Below are 17,483 nucleotides of genomic sequence, written 5' to 3' on the forward strand. Positions count from 1 at the left end.
GTGTATGGCAGACTCGTCCGACGAGTTTGATCCGGAATCACCCGAGGAACGTGAGGTTGCCGGCGAGGCAGCCGGTGATCGCACCGATTTTTTGTCGCTCATGGGCCATGCGTATCGGGGTGAGTTGGGCCGAACAACGGCCTGGCGCACCCGGATCGATAGGACGACCAACTGGGCGGTCGTCCTCACGGCAAGCCTGCTCACGTGGGCGTTTTCCGGCGACAGCCGACCACACTACATCCTGCTGCTTGGGGTCGTGATGGTAACCGTCTTTCTGGGGATCGAAACACGTCGCTACCGCGTCTACGACATCTGGCGATCACGGGTGCGGATTCTCGAAGAGAACGTCTTTGCCAACGTGCTTGACTCCGAGGGCGTCGAACAATCCAATTGGCGGGAACTCCTCAGTGATGATCTTCGGGAGCCGGCGGTCAAAACACCGATCGTTGAGGCGGCCTCCCGGCGGCTCCAGCGGGTGTATTTCGCCTTGCTGTCGGTGTTGCTCGGGGCGTGGCTCGTTCGGTTGACCGTGTTTACCGGAACACCGGCCGGGCTCATCGAGACGGCGGCGGTCGGCCGAGTACCGGGACTCGTGGTGAGCGTTGCGGTCGGCCTCTACTATGCGGCGGTGGTGGTACTCACCTTCTGGCCGCATAACCGACAGGCGAAAGGTGAACTGCAGTCACAGCCGGATGCCGAGGAGTGGCGATAGCGACAACAGCGGGTGGCGACGTGTGCCCACCGCAGCCCACAGCGATATGTAGCGACCCCGTGTGTTCCGATGCGAACAGCGTCAACGATGCCTCGGGGAGCTAACGCGGTGATAGTGAGCAGTAGCACCCCCACCCGAGTCATTCCGCGGCTGTCGTCCACCAGCGAGCCAGATAGACAACGGCTGACACCCAAAGCGCGGCCAAAAACACGTATAGCCCGTCGCCAAATGGGTACAGCGAGTCGGTGAAGGCTCGCGACCCAGCATAGCCAAGCAGGCCAACCACACCCGGAACGCCGAGATGGGCGACACCCGACGGCTGCCAGGCAGCGTCCTGCGGGCGATCCCGATCGCCGTGGAGATACAGCCCAGCGACGGTCAGCGGCGTCAACACCGCGAGCACGACAATCAATCCGACTGTCGACACAACGAACACGGCCGCTTCGTCGGAGCCAAGAAACACAGCCGAAAAGACCACCGGGAGCGATACCACGTAGGCACCGATACTGAGCGGCCAAGTGTTGTCGACCGCCACGAACCCGCCGTAGCGCTCCACAAGCGGTAGCGAAAACGGATACCGCCACACCGAACCGAACGTCGCTTTCCCCATCGCAATGAGTCCGAGCCCAACGGTGAGAACCAGCGCGCCACCCCAGCCGGCAAGCAACAGCGGCACAAGGAGGCCGATACCTGTCGAAACGGGTGGCGAAAAGACAGCGATGTCGGCGACCCCTTGTCCCGTCCCCTCGGTGTAGCTGACCAACAAGCCGAAGGTAACGACTGTCAGCCCCAACACGGTGAGATGCCAGTCGAGCGCGTTGCGAGCGTTTTGCTTCGTGAACTCGTTGCGAGCCAGCAGATAGACGAGTCCCGCGCCAACGACACCGGTTGGGATGGCGATAAAATGGACGAGGATGCCGGCAACCGACCGGGATGCAAGCAGTTGCGGCCCCGTCGTTGCCGCCTCGTCAGTCGGTGTCGGTTGGGAGTTCTGTCGAGGCATAGTGATGTGCTACCGTTGGTCACCTCTGATGGTAAGTAGCTGTCCCAGTCGGCGTCGACGCCGAATCCGCATTCGACAAGCAAGGGAGAGAGCGACAGCCACGTGGAGCAGAAAAAACAGCCGATCCACGGGCGACGCTGTCTCGGCCGCGCGCTGATAGATTCCGCTGTTGTGGTTCCACCAGCGTGGCGTCGCACGACGAGACAGCGGTGGGGACACGGTAACGGCGAATAGTTGCCTACGAGATAATAAACTGAAGGCAGCGTTTCACGCTGTGAAACGGCCGTGGAGAGTCAGGAAGCGCAGGCGACGACGCCCAGCGTGTCGCACCACAGACGCGGCTTCGGTAGGGTGGTTTCGCAACCCTTATACAGTCATCGGCGGTTACAATGAAATGCACAGGGCGTCGGTAGTGTAGTGGTATCACGTAACCTTGCCATGGTTACAACCCGAGTTCAAATCTCGGCCGACGCATGATTTCTCCGGTGACCAATCCCCAAGCGGCGCGTCTCGTCGCGCCGCAGCCACGGTCGCCTGCTGTCTGCGTTCACGAGATTTGAAGCAGAGAGCGAAGCGAGTGCAACGAGCGGAGCGACCGTGGTTCAAATCTCGGCCGACGCACTTTCTCTCACACACAACATCCGTGAGCGGCATCTATTGAAGCCTACAAATCAGCGGAATTAGGACAGTCGAACACGACGACTCTCCAATGACCGTCATCGCACTCCTCAGCGTCGCCCCGGTGATCGAAGACAGCATGGCCGGCGAGGTCGCCAAGGCCGTCGACGCCCTCGACGACCACGACGTGCGCTACGAGACGAATCCGATGGGCACCGTCATCGAGGCCAGCGATATCGACACCTTGCTCGCGGCTGTCGGCGACGCCCACAAGGCTGTCGACGGCGACCGCGTCAGTACAGTACTGAAGATCGATCACAAACGCACCAGCGATCAGGCAGCCGCCGAGAAGGTCGATGCCGTGGAAGCCGAACTGGGTCGACCAGCGAAAACGGATCGGTCACCCGGAACCGACGACGAATCTCTTTAGGAGATCACGAGCAACCCACCCGTATGGAGAGCATCAACCGCTCGGCGATCGAACTCATCGATGAGGCGTTGGACTTTGCAGACCAACTCGGTGTCGCGGTAACTGAACTCGACTGTGGGGCGACCGTCCTCGATTTCGGCGTCGGCGTCGACGGCGGGGTCGAAGCCGGCCTCATGTTGGCCGACATCCAGACCGCGGGGCTGGCGACAGTCTACACCCAGATGGATCGGATCGCCGACGCGCCGATCCCCTACGTCGAGTTGACAACCGACCACCCACCGATCGCGTTGCTGTGTGCCCAGAAGGCCGGCTGGGAACTCGACTTAGGCGATTTCGATGGGCTGGGCTCGGGGCCGGCCCGCGCGCTCGTCGGCGAGGAAACCGACTTCGAGCGCGTCGGCTACTACGACGAGTTCGACTTCGCCGTCCTGGCCGTCGAAAGCGTCGAACTGCCTGACGACGAGATCGCCACCTACATCGCCGAGACCGCCGGTGTCGACCCGGGCAGCCTCTTTACCGACCTACGCGACCGGGTCGACGGCCGGCAGCGTCTCGATGGCCGCCCGCGCCGCCGAGTTGGCGGTCTTTCGGCTCTCAGAGTTGGGGTATCCACCAACTGAGATCCTGACCGCAACCGGCCGCGCGCCGGTCGCGCCGGTCAGCTACAACGAGTCGGTGGCGATGGCCCGGACAAACGACGCCCTCGCCTACGGTGGCGAGGTGTATCTCCAAGTGCGGGAGGAATCAACCGTCTTCGATAAGGTGCCATCGAGTGCCCGCGAGGAGTACGGCGTTCCCTTCGAGGAAATCTTCGAGGAGGCGGGCTGGGATTTCTACGAGCTACCGGAATCCGTCTTCGCGCCCGCGAAGGTGACGATCGATGTCGTCGACGGCGACACCTACGTCGTTGGCGAAACCAACGAGGGACTCCTCGCCGAATCGTTCGGGCTGCAGTAGCGACACGGCCCGGGCAACCGGCGTGGTGATGTGGCTGCAACGGCAGCGACAGCAGGGCCGTGAGAACACTTAACTCGATGCCACGGGAGGGGTAGCGCATGGAACCACTCGAAGTCGAGGGGCTTCGGGAGTCAGTCTCCTATGAGCCGGTGAGCGTCAAGGAGCTGCTCGTCGAGATGAAAGACACCTCGGAACTCCTCATCGATCTGGCCTACTCGGCGGTACTCCACCAAAGCGACCAGATCGCCCACGAGGTCTTAGAGCTCGAAGCGAAGATGCAGGTGCTGCAGGTGCGCGCCCGGATGAGTCTCATGCTGGCGGCTCGCAGCCCGGATGAAGCCGAGGCACTGGCACCCGTCTTGGGTGTCGTCGAGGCTGCCGATACGATCGCCGATGCCGCCGGCGATATCGCCAAGATCGTCATCGAGGAGATCGGCCTCCCGCCGTCGATGCGGGGCGCGCTGTCGGCAGCCGTTGAGCTGCTGGTTCGGGGACCGTTGCCGATGACTCGGGGTATGCCGGTCAAACGCTCCAAGCGATCGATCTCGAATCCGAAACCGGTATTCGCGTCATCGCTGTCCGCCGCGGCGACGAGTGGATTCGCAACCCTGGCCCGGAGACGACGATCACGGCTGGCGACGTGACACTACTCCGAGGGCCTGAGGCCGCGATCGGCGAGGTCTACGAGCGGCTGACCGGTGAGGCCTACGACCCCGAGCCGGCCCCCGAGCCGGCGATGGCGGATCTCGAACGCGCCGTCGACTCCATCGTGTTGATGAAGAACCTCTCGGAGTTGGCCGTCGATCTCGCCTACGGCGCGATCCTCTTCGATAACGAGGCGTTGGCCAGAGAGGTCGCCAACCTCGAAGTCGAGGTCGACGCCCTCCAGTCGCGGTTTGAGGCCTGGGTGCTGCAGGCCGCCGCCGAGGCCGACGATCCGGTCGCGCTGCGTGGGCTGATCCATCTCGGCATCAGCACCGAGGTCATCAGCGACGCCGCCGTCTCGATCAGCGAGGGCGTGTTGCGCAACATCGGTGTCCATCCGGTCGTCGAACTCGCAGTCCAGGAAAGCGACGAACTCATCGCCCGCGTCGAGATCGACGCCGACAGCGAGCTTGCAGGCACCGAGATCGTCGAGGGGGTGCCGGCCGTCGACGTCTCAACGAGTGTCATCGCGATCCGCCGCCCGGAAGACGGGTGGCTCGTCGGGCCGGATATGGACACAACGCTGCGAGCCGGCGACGTGCTCATTACGAAAGGTACCCGCACCTCGGCCGCGGAGTTCGAATCGTTGGCAACGGGGTCGCCCGATTAGTCGTCAGCCGGCGTCGATGGCTGGCCGGTGTCGGTCGACACCACCGTTCCGACCCCTTGCTTGCGCCCTCCCGGAACACGAACCGCTGGCCTTCCTCAATAAAGTAGGGGCGGAACTTGAACTCGATCTCCGTCGTGCCGGTGTCGCCGGGCAGGAGTTTGCCACCCTCGGGCGCGAAGATCGCCGTTTCGCTGAGCGTTTCGAGGTGGACAACGGGCTCGTAACCCTCCCGGATTCGGGTGGGGTGGTTGAGCACCATCACCTCGGCCTCGAACGAACGGGTCGCCCTCGGCTCGGCGTGTCTCGGCAGCAGCACCATCCCGCGTTCGATCTCGCTCTCGTCGACGCCTTTCAGCGCGATGCCGACGATCCGGCCAGCTTTGGCGGCGTCAACGCGGTGGTAATGCATCTCGATCGAGCGGGCTTCGACCTCGCGGAACTCCCCGTCGGGCATCGGCCCCAAGAGGAGTTCATCGCCGGCTTCGACGTGGCCGGCGTTGATCGTCCCCGAGGCGACCGCGCCGACGCCGGTAACGCTGTAGGTGCGGTCGATATACATCCGGAACTCGCCGTGATCGTCGCTGGCGCGCTTCGGGAGTTGGCCAAAGAGCCGATCGAGGTCGTCCATCCCGTCGCCGCGAACCGCGCTCGTCCGGATGATCGGGACGACCGTCTCACTCAACTCCTCGGCGGCGGTCTCGATGCTGTATCGATCGGTTCGAAGCGGGCTGCGCTGGACATCCCGGAGCATCGATTCGACCTCCTTTTCGACCTCGGCGACGCGCTCCTCGCTGACGGTGTCGACTTTCGTGATCGTGACGATGGTTGGGAGATCGGTCGCCAGCAGGATACCGAGATGTTCGCGGGTCGTTTTTGTGGGGCCATCATCGGCGGCGACCGCCAGCAAGCCGTAATCGAGTTTTTGCCCAACGAGGCCGCGGATCGTCGTTCGGAGCCACGGCTCGTGGCCGACAGTGTCGACGAAGGAGACGAGGCGGTTGGATTCTTCCACCACGCGTGCGCGATCACTTTTTCGGTGTGGGTTATCCATCCGGATCGGGTCGCCGGTCTCGTCGAAGCCGTAGACCGCATACGAGAGATCCGCCGACAGCCCGCGTTCGACCTCGTGAGGCTGCACGTCGAGAAAGCCCCGGGTCGCACCGTCACCGTCGTCGGCCTCGCCGGTGACCAACGAGCCGACAAGCGTCGATTTCCCGTGGTCAACGTGGCCGGCGGTGCCGATGACGATATGGCCATCGTCAGCCTCCAGCATCGCCCCCTCGCGGATCGTCGCCATGCCGACGAGCCCGCTGTCACCGGCGGCCCACGTCTCCACGTCGTCGATATGGGCGTCGGCCTCCTCAGCGAGGAGGAGAGAACATCCATCGTTTCGGAAAAGGCGTCCTGTGAGATGCCGGCGATTCCGCCGTCATCGGTGACGCCGACGACGTAGGTGGCCTCGCCGTCGCCGGAGAGCACGCGATGCCGGAGTTGGGCAACAAGGCTTTCCTTCCGGCCGTCTTCGAGATGGAGGGCTCGGGTGAGTCGTTCCTTGAACTCGATGTGACCGCCTTCCTCTTCGCCATGCGCTGGGCCTGCTCTAAGGCGGCCCGATCCGCGCTCATAGAGAGGCGTTAGCAAGGGGCAGTAAAAACGCTTTCCGTGCCGTGTCAATACATGTCACAAGTGAGTTCTGTACTGATCGGGAGCATACACGAAACCGTCCCGCGCATGGCCTACCCGCCAAGCGTCTCGTAGGCCCGTTTGACCGATTTGAACTCGTCTTCGTCGCCTTCGGGGGCATCGGGGTGAGCGGTTTTGACCTTCTCGCGGTAGGCGGATTTCACCGTTTCGGCGTCGGCTTCGGCGTCGACATCAAGGATGTCAGCAGCCGCCGACTTCGAGAGGCCGGACTGCTGGCCGGCGCTTCCACCGCCGCGAGCGCGCTGTCGACGGCGGCGGCCTTGTCCGCGTGCTCGCTGACGGTTCGCACGCTCGCGGGTGAAGCGGCCCTCAAAGGGGCCGGCATCGAAGCCGCCCGGGCCGTCACCGCCGCGGGCCGATCGGGCGTAGCCGGCCGGGTCGGCACGGATGCGTTCGGCGAGCTTCCCGCTGGCCTGATACCACATGAGATAGGCCGCACCGCCGAAAGGGACAGCGACAAGCAGGAAAAACGGGGAGACGACGATCCCGGCGATCAGCATAAGCGCGGTGATCCCGATAAACACCGCCGCGATCCCCATGAGCAGGCCGTCTCGGTTCACACCTACTGTAGGGGTTCCATCGGTGAAAATCTCTCGCCCGTGCGATGCGATTGGATCCAGCGGAGACAGTGAGACTCAGTCGTCGCCGCGGTACTGATTGAGTCGCTGTTTGAGCTGTTTGGCCGACTGGCCCGCAGCAGCGGCGAAGTCCTCGCCTTTGTTCTCGCCAGCGAAAATTATCCCCCGCGAGGAGTTGACGAGACCGACGCCGTCGTCGCGGAGGCCGTGCTCGACGGCGGCTTTTGCGTCGCCGCCCTGCGCGCCGACGCCGGGGACGAGGAAGGGGATCGAGGGCACCTGCTCGCGGATCGCTTCGAGTTCGTCAGGCCCGGTCGCGCCGACGACGAGGCCGACGTTGTTGTGCTCGTTCCACGCGACGGCGCGGTCGGCAACGCGCTCATAGAGCGTCCCACCTGAATCGAGTTCGAGATCCTGAAAATCCGTGCGACCGGGATTTGAGGTGCGACAGAGGACGAAAACACCCTTGTCGGCGCGATCCAAGAACGGTTGGAGCGAATCGTGGCCCATGTAGGGGTTGACCGTGATCGCGTCAACCTCATCAAGAATCTCGGCGTACTGCCGGGTCGTGTTGCCGATGTCGGCGCGTTTGGCGTCCAGCAACACGGGTACGTCCTTTCCGTGAGCGTAGGCGATCGTCTCCCGGAGTGCGCGCCAGCCGTCGGCCGACTCGTAGAAGGCGGCGTTCGGTTTGTAGCAGGCCGCGTGCTCGTGGGTGGCGTCGATGATCCGGCGGTTGAACGCCCACTGTGGGAGATCGTGATCCTGCAGGTGTTCGGGCAGTCGATCCAGTTGGGAATCGAGGCCGACCGAGACGACGCTGTCAACGCTGGCGATGCGGTCGGCGAGGCGATCGAAGAAGGCGGTAGCCATTTGCCGAAGGGTCGCAGGCGACCCTCAAGCGTCTTTCGTGTCCCAGGTGGCCGTCGGCGTTGGTGGCCTGTACTCAGGTTTCCAACTCGCGGGGAACGACTGCCATCGGGCGATCCGAGTGCAGCAACACCTGTTCGCTGACACTGCCGATGGCGACCTTGCTCGTCTCGGTGGGCTTCCGGACGCCAAGCACGATCTCGTCGGCATCAACCTCCTCGGAAAACGAGAGGATATCCTCGGCGGGGACGTTGCCACGGCTGAACTGCTCAGTTTTGACGGTTGTTACCGCCGCCAGCCGCGAGGCGACGGCGTTGAGCGCGTCCTTGCCGTCGCGGATCGCCTCGGGATCGGCGTCCTCATCATGCAGAGAGTTGATCGCGTAAACGGTATCGTCCTCGGCGACGCGGTCAAAGAGATAGTCACAGAGAGCCGCGCTCGTATGTACCGAATCGGTCGCAACGACGAACGTTGTCATAGCTGTCCGGATGTCGCTGGGCGGGTAAACGCTTACTGACGACGCCAGCAGGACTGACCACGGGACGCCGGAGACCGGTGCCGTTTAGCGGCCACCGAGCAACGGGCAGGTATGGCTGACGACCCGCTCCGCTGGGAGACGCTGGATACCGACATCGACTACACCTGTCCCGGCTTCGACGTGCGACGGGACGACGTTCGACTCCCGGACGGCACGGAAACCGACTACCACTACGTCGACGAGTCGCCGGCGGTCGTCATCCTCCCGCTGACCGCCGACGGCGATGTCGTCGTCATCGAAGAGTGGCGACAGGCTGTCAGCCGCGTCAACCGCGGGTTGCCCGCCGGTTCGATGGAAGGCGAGGAAGAGCCGAGTGACGCCGCCCACCGCGAACTCCGCGAGGAAACCGGCTACGAAGCCGACCGGATCGAACACCTGCTGACGGCCGAGCCATCAAATGGGATCGCCAACTCGGTGCATCACCACTTCGTTGCCTACGACTGCGAGCCGACGGCCGACCAGCAGCTTGACGACAACGAGTCAATCCGCGTCGACACGGTCGGCTACGACGACTATCTTGACAGCGTTGTCAACGACGATCTGAACGATGGGCGGTCGGCACTGACGTTGTTGCAGTACGAACTGACGCAACGCGACTAACGGAATAAAAATTTGAACAAAGTTTTATTCCGTTTCGACTGCGATCTTCTATATGAAAGAACCAAGTACGTCGGTGACAGCCGACGGCGACAAGCCAACCCCAGCGTTCGATGCACTGACGCCGATAGACGAACTGACGCGTGGTGAGCGAACCCGTGATGACTTCTTCGACGCCGTGATCGGCCTCGATTCCCCAGCGACGGCCAGCGAGGTTGCCGACCGTGCCGGCCACGGCGTTGACGCCGCCCGGGAGTATCTGGCGTGGTTCGAACGGCTCGGCGTCGTGACGAAAGTCACCGAGTCGCCGGCGACCTACGATCGCAACGCGGCGTATCTGGAGTGGCGGCGCGTCCAACGCCTGCAACGCGAGTATACGACCGACGAACTGCTCGCGCAACTCCAAACTGCGACCGAGGCCGACGAGAAGTATGCCACCGAGTTCGACACAGACACACCCGATTCGGTATCGATTGCGGGCTACGCGGCTGACACCGACCAGTCAGTCGAGACAGTCTGGGAAACGCTTTCAGCGTGGAAGACGGCCCGTCGCCGGATCGACCTCCTCGAACGGGCGATCATGGCTGCCGACACAGCAGAGCAACAGTCGGCGGTATGACCGGTGGCGATCCTGACGAAAGCGGGACGCAATCGTCCGAAGAGAGCGGCGCGCCAGTCGATTTTGACCGGCTGACTGCAATCAGTGACCGGCTGACTGCAATCAGTGACCGGCTTACCGGCGACAGCCGGTTTACCCGCGTTGTCGCCGAGCCGGCTGTCGCCCCGGAGCAAATCCGCTGTGTCTACGTCAAGGAGCTGTATCCTCCTACGATCAAATCGGCACGCGTCGAATTCGTGTGGTTCGAGAACGGCGATTTCTCGGTTCATTACCACGAAAGCCACCAAACCGGATCGTTCGACCACCGCTGGGATCGCCATCCCTCAAGCCATAACACGCGTGATCACATTCATCCGGGGCCGGACGCCCCGACACCGGGACGAGACGCCTGCCATCCCCAAGACTGGCGCGACGTGCTGTCAATGGTGCTTACCGAAATCGAACAACGACAGCACGGATTTTGGGCCGAGTAGCCGACTCGCCGAACGCAATCCTTACCGACCAGCCCGCGGTAGCCGCGGGCAATGCGCGATCACTTCGAGATCCGGGACGCCGACGCCGCTGGGCGGATCGGCCGACTGGAGGTTCCACGGGCCGACCGAACGATCGAGACGCCCGCGCTCATGCCGGTGATCAACCCCAACCGGCTCACGATCGAGCCCGCCCGCCTCGAAGCCGAGTTCGGCGTCGAGATCCTGATCACGAACTCCTATATCATCCGCGAGACCGACGCGCTCCGCGAACAGGCGCTTGAGGAGGGCCTCCACGCGATGCTCGATTTCGACGGCGCGATCATGACCGATTCGGGCTCGTTCCAACTCTCCGAATACAGCGACGTTGAGGTGACAACCAAGGAGATCATCGAGTTCCAACACGCCATCGGCTCGGATATCGGCACGCCGGTCGATATCCCAACCCCGCCGGATGTGAGCCGCGAGCAGGCCGAATCGGAGTTGGCGACGACCCAGCAGGCGCTGGCCGACGCCGAAGCCATCGACGTTGGCGAGATGCTGCTGAACGCGCCGGTGCAGGGCTCGACGTACCCCGACCTCCGCGAGGACGCCGCCGCCCACGCGGCCGCGACCGATCTCGACGTGTTCCCGGTCGGCGCGGTCGTCCCGCTGATGAACAGCTATCGATACGACGATATGGTCGAGGCCGTCGCCGCCGCGAAACGCGGCCTCGGTGCGGACTGTCCCGTGCACCTCTTCGGCGCGGGCCACCCGATGATGCTCGCCTTAGCCGTCGCGCTTGGCTGTGATCTCTTCGATTCCGCCGCCTACGCGCTGTACGCCCGCGCCGGTCGGTATCTAACTGTCGCCGGCACCCAACAGCTCGATGAGCTCGACTATTTCCCCTGCTCGTGTCCGATCTGCAGTGAGCGAACGCCCGCCGACCTCCGTAGCGAGGACGACGACACCCGAACGCGACTGCTCGCCGAGCACAATCTCCACGTCACCTTCGAGGAACTCCGCCGGATCAAGCAGGCGATCCGGGGCGGCAATCTACTGGAGCTCGTTGAACGGCGCGCGCGCGGCCATCCGGCGATGTACGACGGTTACCGCGCGCTGTTGGATCACGCCGCCCAACTCGAAGCAGAGGATCCCGTCTCGAAAGGCACGTTCTTCCACACCTCAGCCGAAAGTGCGCGCCGACCCGAAGTGTTGCGACACCACGAGCGACTTGACCGGCTTGCGGTTCCTGACCGGTTGCTACTAACCGAAGGTGGTGCACCCGATAACGACGACTACGACGACGCGTGGCGGGTCGTCGCCCCGTTCGGCCCGTTCCCGCGGGAGCTTTCGGACAGCTATCCGTTCACCGCAGCCGTCCCGGATCGCCCCGACCGCGCGGGACAGGTGGCGGCTGCCGACGGCGTCAAGGCACTCGTCGAGGCCAACCCTGATACCGAGTTTACGCTCGCTATCGACGACTGGCATCGGGATGCGATTGATCGCGTGCCGGAGCGGGTGACGGTCGAATCGTTGCAGGCGATCAACGAGAACTAACGCCGGCTACTCCGGTGTCGCGTCACCCATGCGGTCGCTGAAATCCCACGTGTACAGTCGGTTGGGATCGATACGGATTCTGACCTCGTCGCGGTCGGGCGACAGGAGCCGGTCAGCAAGGGCGGAGTCCGTACCGCCGAGATACCGCTCAGGAGTTCTCGTAGCAACGCTTTCTCCGGGTCGGAGTCGACGGTGGCGGTGCCGTTGCCGCGAACTCCCCTGTACGGCGGGTCGTTAGTCGAGACCTCGAAGGCAACGCGGTCGTTGTCAGCGAGGTAATCGACGATGTCGGCGGTCGCGCTGGTCGCACACCAGAACGCCTCGTCCCGATACAGGAACCACAGCGAGAGCATCCACAGCGACTCGCCGTTGGCGTGACAGGAGAGGCGAAGGGGAACTGTCGCCGAATCGAGGAAGGCTTCGGTTTCGGCGGCGTCCCACGCGCCGGAGAGACGATCCATACGCATCTATCGGCCGGTGGCGCGAAAAACGCTCGGGCCGCAAAGGTAAGATAGTTCACCGTCGGCCGTAGAGGGGTGGCAATGACCGACTATTTTGAAGTCCTTGACCGGGACGGGGCCGCCCGGATCGGCGAACTCCGGCTCACCGAGCCGGTGACGACGCCGGCACGGATCGACGACGTGCTCGTCGACAGCGGGAGCCTGTGGAACGCCGACCGCGAGGCCCCCGACGGCGACGAGGCCGCGGTGACGATCCTCCCGCATCGCTCGCTGCCGGCTGGCACCCGCGAGGAGGTACAGGACGCCTTCGGCACCGACCACGCCGACACCGAGTTTCCAACGGCTGCTGTCGTCGCCAGCGACGACCCCACGCCGCAGGGAGCCGACGCCTACATCCTGAGCGACGCCTCGGGCTTCGTCGGCCACGGCGAGGGACTCAAAGACGCGATCATCAGCGCAAAGGACGCGCTGCCGGCCGACACCGCACTCGTTCTCTCCGGGGTTGCAACGCCGCGAAATGTGGCCTTACTGGCTTACGCCGGCGTCGATGGGTTCGACGCGAAACTGGCGAAGGTCAAAGGCAGCCAAGGGAAGTATCTCACCAGCGACGACGAAGCCTTCCTCGACGATCTCGACGAACTCCCCTGTAGCTGTTCGGCCTGCCAGCAACCCCGCAACGAATTCGACCGCGAGGACTGTATCGAGCACAACGTCGCCGCCCTCGACGCCGAGTTGCGACGCGTCCGCGAGCGGGTTCGGGCGGGTCGCCTACGAGACTACATCGAAGGCCAAGCGCGCCACGACAACTGGCTGACCGCCGCGTTCCGCGAATTCGACGATCAGTACAGCTATCTCGAAACCCGAACGCCCGTGATGCGAACCAGCGAGATATCGGCGGCGACGAGCGACACGCTCCGCCGGGTCGAAATCCAGCGGTTCGCCGAGCGTGTGACGAGTCGGTATCGCAACCGCTTCGACAACCCCCTTGTGCTCGTGCCGTGCTCCGCTCGCAAACCCTACAGCGACTCCCAGAGCCACGGCCAGTTCCACGACGCCATCGGCTATCGGGGCCACACCGTCTCGATGACCTCGCCGATCGGCGTCGTTCCGCCGGAACTCGAACTGACATACCCCGCCCAACACTACGATTCGGTCGTGACGGGCCGCTGGTCGGAAGACGAAAAGCAGTTTGTCGCCAGCGTCCTCCGGCAGTACCTCCGGCGCAACGAGTACCCTCGCGTTGTCGCCCACGTTCCCGATCACGGGTATCGGGATATCGTCGAACGCGTCGAAGCCGACTCCGAGATCGATCTCGACTTCGAGTATACCGTCGAGGGGCACCCGACCGACACCGACTCGCTGGCGAACCTCGCTGGCGCACTGGAGGGCGAACTCAAATTCTCCAAGCGGGAACGCCAGCACAACACGATCAAAGCCATCGCCGACTACCAGTTCGGCGAGGAGGCAGGCGACGCGCTGTTCGGCGATATCGAGATCCAAACCACGGGGCGCTACCCCAAGCTCCAAGTTCGCAACGACGACGGCGACCAGTTGGCGACGATGGTGCCGCAGTACGGCCTGCTGGCGATGACACTCGCCGGCGGGGATCGCTGGGTCGCAAGCGACGCACCGACCAAGACGGTTGACATCGAGGGATTCGTCCCCCACGGCAGCGTGCTCGCACCGGGCGTCGTCGACGCCAGCGACGACATCCGACCGGGCGACGAGGTCGTCATTAAGGGATCGGCCGCCTTCGCTGTCGGCCGCGCGGAGATGAGCGGCCCGGAAATGGTCGACTCGACCCGCGGCGTCGCCTCCACGGTACGACACGTCCGCGAGCGATAAAATCGACGAGGGGCTTATTCAGCCTCGCAGTCGTGTTCGATCAGCGTCTGCCGGTACGGCTCATCGTACTCGCCGTCAACGGGGCTATCCTGGATCATCCGGTAGAGCGTGATCGATTCGACCGGTTGGTCGTAGCGACTGGTTGCCTGTCGGCAGGCCCACTCGGCGTAGCCCCGTCCGATGGCCCCGTCGTTGTCGCCGCTCACCGCGGACATGAACTTCCGCTCACGGAACGACTCATAGGTTGTCGCCGCATCCGGCGGGCGATCGAACGAGGGGCTGTCGCCCAACGCCGCCACCGTCGAGCCATTGTCGAGGGTGGCGTTGGTGATAAACCAGCTGTAGGAGTCGGTCGGATTCGGCGCGTACAGTCCCCACGACTGATCGAGGATCGCCGTCGCCTCGTCCTCGTATGGTGGTTCGTACTCGGCAACGTGGCCGACACCATACAGCAGCACGAAGACGAGCGCGAAGACACCCAGAATCGTCAGCAGCGATCCCGCGTAGGCCCGGCCGAAGGCAACGAGGTCGCCGCGACCGCGTCGGGCTGCCGCCTCGGCAAGTCGGCGTTCGATCGGCTCCCCACCGAACCACCAGCCGAGTCGGCCCGCTGGCGGTGGTGTCGTCACCGCATCCGGCAGCGCACGGACGACGGCGTTCCAGAACGGCGGCGTCAGATATGGGATCACCGCGGCCGTCAACACGAAGGGGAACAGCCCGACCATCAGCGTCGGCACCATCCCGAGGAACGCGCCGATATAGACAAGCGCAACGGCCGCCCGGAGCCGCCCGGCGGTCAAAAAGAGGAACGCGATCGAACCAGCCAGCAGCGTCACCCAGCCGTAGTTGAGCGCTTCCAACAGCGTCGGGTAGGCACTCAGATAGTTGCCCAGCAGCACCGTCATCTCGTCGTTGGCGAAGGCGATCTGGAGGGCCTCGCCGGCGTACCACGTCTCACCCTGGTGTTTGAGCACCGCATTCTGCGTGAAGACGACCAGCGGTTGAGCAAGGACGGCGGTCGTCGCCGCGCTCATCACCGCCTCACGATACTCCCCTCGGCGAACGGCATCGATCGACCATCGCTCGCCAAGCGGCGTCAACAACGTCAGCGGCAGCAGCGTCCGCAACAGGATGTCGCCGCCGTTGAGCACCGCCGGATTGCGCGCGTGCAACGACACCAGCAGGACGAACGAACAGAAGCCGACAAGCCGTGTTCGGTAGCCGACAACGAATGCGAGCGCGAACAGCCCGGCCAACACGAACAGCAGCGCTTGAAACCACAGCGCGCCGGAAAGTGCGTGGATCGACAGCCCGGCGAACTGCGTGTAGGTTGCCTCGTGAACGGCCAGCGGGTAGACACCGCTGTTGGTATAGTATTTCTCGAGTCCAGGCGCACGGTGGGCAAGGTCGATAAGGAGAATCGATCCCAGCAGGATTCGCATGGCCGCCAGCGCACGGGTGTCGACGCGGAGTCGACGACGAGCCGCGGCGACAGCCGGCGCGAGCGGCCCGCCGGAGCCGAACAGCCGGGTCGCCGACGCGCGGAGCCGGGCAAGAGGCGAGGCGTCGGTCATACGTTCGAGGGAGGGCTCAGGGATCGTGCCGACAGCACTTCCGGCAGGTGCTTCGAGCCACGGGAAACTGGCTGCAGCGACATACTCGGGGCTACGATGCGCGGCGGATAGCTTTTGTGTGTCAGCGACCGATAGTATGCAGATGCGCAGTTGTGGGAGTGTAACGGGTGTCGAAAGCCCTCGACGCGCTCGACTCCCGGGACTCGCTGCGCGCTTCGTCGCTCGCTTCGCTCGCTCCTGCAGTGCTTACATCGTCCGGGTTCGCCGAGCGCGTCTCGCCCTTTCAGTCCACCAGGGAAGCAGTTGAATAGCTGGTCGACCCGCCTGTTTGCCTGACCGTCCCTGAACATCGTCCGGTAACCACACGCTGAGCCTCGTCAACAGTGCAGTGGCATCATTGATGTATCGACACCGACAGCAGACGCCCAGCGATTCTACTGCTGGCGGTCGATTATCGCGTGAGCGAACCCCTATGTTGCTACAGCCCAAAGTGATCATATGGGCATTCCACTGGCGATGGGGTGGCGACACCTGCTGTTCGAAAACTGGCGGGTCGACCCCGACGTGATCGCCGAACGGCTTCCCGAGACGCTCACCGTCGACGCCTACGACGGCTCGGGCTGGCTCTCGATCGTGCCGTACACCAACGTCGCCGTCCGGCCACAGGGGTTGCCGGCCGCGGTCGGCCAGCCGCTTCCAGAACTCAACCTGCGCACCTACGTCACCTGCGATGGCGAGCCGGGGATCTACTTTTTCAGCCTCGACGCACAGGGGATTGCCGGCGTGCTCGGCGCGCGCGTGACCCAGCATCTGCCGTACTACTACGCCCGGATCAGCCTCGAGGGTGACGGCGACCGAATCCGATTCGACAGTCGCCGTCGGCATCCCGGCGCGCGGCCAGCCCACTACGCCGCGACCTACGGGCCCAGCGGTGAGGCCTTCGATTCGAGTGCGGATCCACAGGCACAGTTCCTCACGGAACGCTACCGGTTTTACACCGAGGGATCGGATGGCACGCTACGCTACACCGATGTCGACCACGAGCCGTGGACGCTGTATCCGGCCGAAGCCGAGACCGAGACAAACACGCTGTTCCGCGCCGATGGGTTCGAACACCCAGATGGCGAACCAGTGCGATACTATAGCCCCGGGGTTGATGTGACCGCCGGCACAAGCAGCCGCTGGACTGGAGGCACCCAATGAGTAACCAACCGGTGACAACCGACGGCGATCCGCTGGCCGAGCTTGGCGGCCGGCCGGTGTTGCTGTTCGACGGCGTCTGCAACCTCTGCAATCGAAGTGTCCAGGAGATCATCCCGCGGGATCCAACCGGCAAGATCGCATTTGCGCCGCTACAGTCGGAGATCGGCCGCGCCCTCCAGGAGCGACACGGCTTCGACACCGACGACCTCAACACCGTCATCCTCGTTGAGGGCAACTCAGTGCAGACGAAATCCGACGCGGCGATCCGGGTCGCCGAACTGCTGGGCTGGCCCTACGCCGCGCTCGTCGTTGCTCGATTAGTACCGCGAAGCGTCCGCAACGAAATCTATGACTTCGTTGCCGACAACCGCTATGACTGGTTTGGCAAGAAGGATCAGTGTATGGTACCCGAGGAGGACGTAAGCGATCGGTTTCTGGAGTAACGCGGCG

The 17,483-nt window shown here is 63.9% G+C and carries 14 protein-coding genes, 1 tRNA gene and 4 pseudogenes; 12 read left to right on the forward strand and 7 right to left on the reverse strand.

All coding sequences use genetic code 11. The features are described from left to right. Positions 1-4 precede the first annotated feature (4 nt). Complete coding sequence (locus ACFQJB_RS10100; protein WP_379726831.1) at positions 5-712, forward strand: DUF2270 domain-containing protein; 708 nt, start codon at positions 5-7, stop codon at positions 710-712. Positions 713-851: 139 nt separating this feature from the next. On the opposite strand, the gene ACFQJB_RS10105 is transcribed toward ACFQJB_RS10100, so the two are convergent. After that, positions 852-1,715, reverse strand: coding sequence for a DUF4870 domain-containing protein (locus tag ACFQJB_RS10105; protein ID WP_379726834.1), 864 nt, complete (start codon positions 1,713-1,715; stop codon positions 852-854). A gap of 403 nt (positions 1,716-2,118) precedes the next feature. On the opposite strand from ACFQJB_RS10105, the gene ACFQJB_RS10110 reads away from it, so the two are divergent. The 4 genes and pseudogenes from ACFQJB_RS10110 to ACFQJB_RS10125 all read left to right on the forward strand — a co-directional run bounded on the left by ACFQJB_RS10110 (position 2,119) and on the right by ACFQJB_RS10125 (position 5,035). Next, positions 2,119-2,189 (forward strand) — tRNA-Gly (locus tag ACFQJB_RS10110). A 235-nt stretch (positions 2,190-2,424) separates the two neighbouring features. Beyond that, a complete protein-coding gene (locus ACFQJB_RS10115) occupies positions 2,425-2,763 on the forward strand; it encodes an MTH1187 family thiamine-binding protein (RefSeq protein ID WP_379726837.1) in 339 nt (112 codons plus the stop codon). A 23-nt stretch (positions 2,764-2,786) separates the two neighbouring features. Further along, a pseudogene (gene mch, locus ACFQJB_RS10120) lies at positions 2,787-3,720 on the forward strand (methenyltetrahydromethanopterin cyclohydrolase). A 98-nt stretch (positions 3,721-3,818) separates the two neighbouring features. Continuing rightward, positions 3,819-5,035, forward strand: a pseudogene (locus tag ACFQJB_RS10125) (potassium channel family protein). On the opposite strand, the pseudogene ACFQJB_RS10130 reads toward ACFQJB_RS10125, so the two are convergent. The 4 genes and pseudogenes from ACFQJB_RS10130 to ACFQJB_RS10145 all read right to left on the reverse strand — a co-directional run bounded on the left by ACFQJB_RS10130 (position 5,032) and on the right by ACFQJB_RS10145 (position 8,665). Then, positions 5,032-6,660, reverse strand: a pseudogene (locus ACFQJB_RS10130) (GTPBP1 family GTP-binding protein). The pseudogenes ACFQJB_RS10125 and ACFQJB_RS10130 overlap by 4 nt on opposite strands. Before the next feature lie 111 nt (positions 6,661-6,771). After that, the gene (locus ACFQJB_RS10135) at positions 6,772-7,299 is read right to left on the reverse strand and encodes a J domain-containing protein (protein WP_379726840.1); all 528 of its coding nucleotides are present in this window, start codon (positions 7,297-7,299) and stop codon (positions 6,772-6,774) included. A gap of 75 nt (positions 7,300-7,374) precedes the next feature. Continuing rightward, entirely contained in the window at positions 7,375-8,190 is an 816-nt protein-coding gene (pyrF, locus tag ACFQJB_RS10140) for an orotidine-5'-phosphate decarboxylase (protein WP_379726843.1), read from the reverse strand. Positions 8,191-8,263: 73 nt separating this feature from the next. Next, the gene (locus ACFQJB_RS10145) at positions 8,264-8,665 is read right to left on the reverse strand and encodes a universal stress protein (protein WP_379726846.1); all 402 of its coding nucleotides are present in this window, start codon (positions 8,663-8,665) and stop codon (positions 8,264-8,266) included. A 111-nt stretch (positions 8,666-8,776) separates the two neighbouring features. Between ACFQJB_RS10145 and ACFQJB_RS10150 the strand changes: the two genes are divergently transcribed. The 4 genes from ACFQJB_RS10150 to tgtA are packed head-to-tail and all read left to right on the forward strand — an operon-like array spanning position 8,777 to position 11,950. Continuing rightward, complete coding sequence (locus ACFQJB_RS10150) at positions 8,777-9,325, forward strand: NUDIX hydrolase (protein WP_379726849.1); 549 nt, start codon at positions 8,777-8,779, stop codon at positions 9,323-9,325. A gap of 52 nt (positions 9,326-9,377) precedes the next feature. Further along, positions 9,378-9,941 (forward strand): DUF7342 family protein, encoded by a 564-nt coding sequence (locus tag ACFQJB_RS10155; protein ID WP_379726852.1) that lies wholly within the window; start codon positions 9,378-9,380, stop codon positions 9,939-9,941. Then, positions 9,938-10,414 (forward strand): hypothetical protein, encoded by a 477-nt coding sequence (locus tag ACFQJB_RS10160; RefSeq protein WP_379726855.1) that lies wholly within the window; start codon positions 9,938-9,940, stop codon positions 10,412-10,414. Before ACFQJB_RS10155 ends, ACFQJB_RS10160 begins: the two co-directional genes overlap by 4 nt. A gap of 51 nt (positions 10,415-10,465) precedes the next feature. Continuing rightward, entirely contained in the window at positions 10,466-11,950 is a 1,485-nt protein-coding gene (tgtA, locus tag ACFQJB_RS10165; protein ID WP_379726858.1) for a tRNA guanosine(15) transglycosylase TgtA, read from the forward strand. 6 nt (positions 11,951-11,956) lie between these two features. Here the strand turns inward: tgtA and ACFQJB_RS10170 are convergent. Continuing rightward, positions 11,957-12,411 (reverse strand): annotated as a pseudogene (locus ACFQJB_RS10170) (pyridoxamine 5'-phosphate oxidase family protein). 81 nt (positions 12,412-12,492) lie between these two features. Here ACFQJB_RS10170 and arcS point away from each other — a divergent pair. Continuing rightward, positions 12,493-14,256, forward strand: a complete 1,764-nt coding sequence (arcS, locus tag ACFQJB_RS10175) for an archaeosine synthase subunit alpha (protein ID WP_379726861.1) — start codon at positions 12,493-12,495, stop codon at positions 14,254-14,256. Between the two features lie 14 nt (positions 14,257-14,270). Here arcS and ACFQJB_RS10180 read toward each other — a convergent pair whose 3' ends face one another. Continuing rightward, the gene (locus tag ACFQJB_RS10180) at positions 14,271-15,830 is read right to left on the reverse strand and encodes an HTTM domain-containing protein (protein ID WP_379726864.1); all 1,560 of its coding nucleotides are present in this window, start codon (positions 15,828-15,830) and stop codon (positions 14,271-14,273) included. Between the two features lie 498 nt (positions 15,831-16,328). Here ACFQJB_RS10180 and ACFQJB_RS10185 point away from each other — a divergent pair, with 498 nt between their 5' ends. Next, positions 16,329-17,033 (forward strand): YqjF family protein, encoded by a 705-nt coding sequence (locus ACFQJB_RS10185; RefSeq protein WP_379726867.1) that lies wholly within the window; start codon positions 16,329-16,331, stop codon positions 17,031-17,033. After that, complete coding sequence (locus ACFQJB_RS10190; RefSeq protein WP_379726870.1) at positions 17,030-17,476, forward strand: thiol-disulfide oxidoreductase DCC family protein; 447 nt, start codon at positions 17,030-17,032, stop codon at positions 17,474-17,476. Before ACFQJB_RS10185 ends, ACFQJB_RS10190 begins: the two co-directional genes overlap by 4 nt. Positions 17,477-17,483 lie beyond the last annotated feature (7 nt).

Origin of the sequence: Halonotius sp. GCM10025705 (genome assembly GCF_042662885.1) — an archaeon.
In the GTDB taxonomy this organism is placed as follows: Archaea; Halobacteriota; Halobacteria; order Halobacteriales; family Haloferacaceae; genus Halonotius; species Halonotius aquaticus.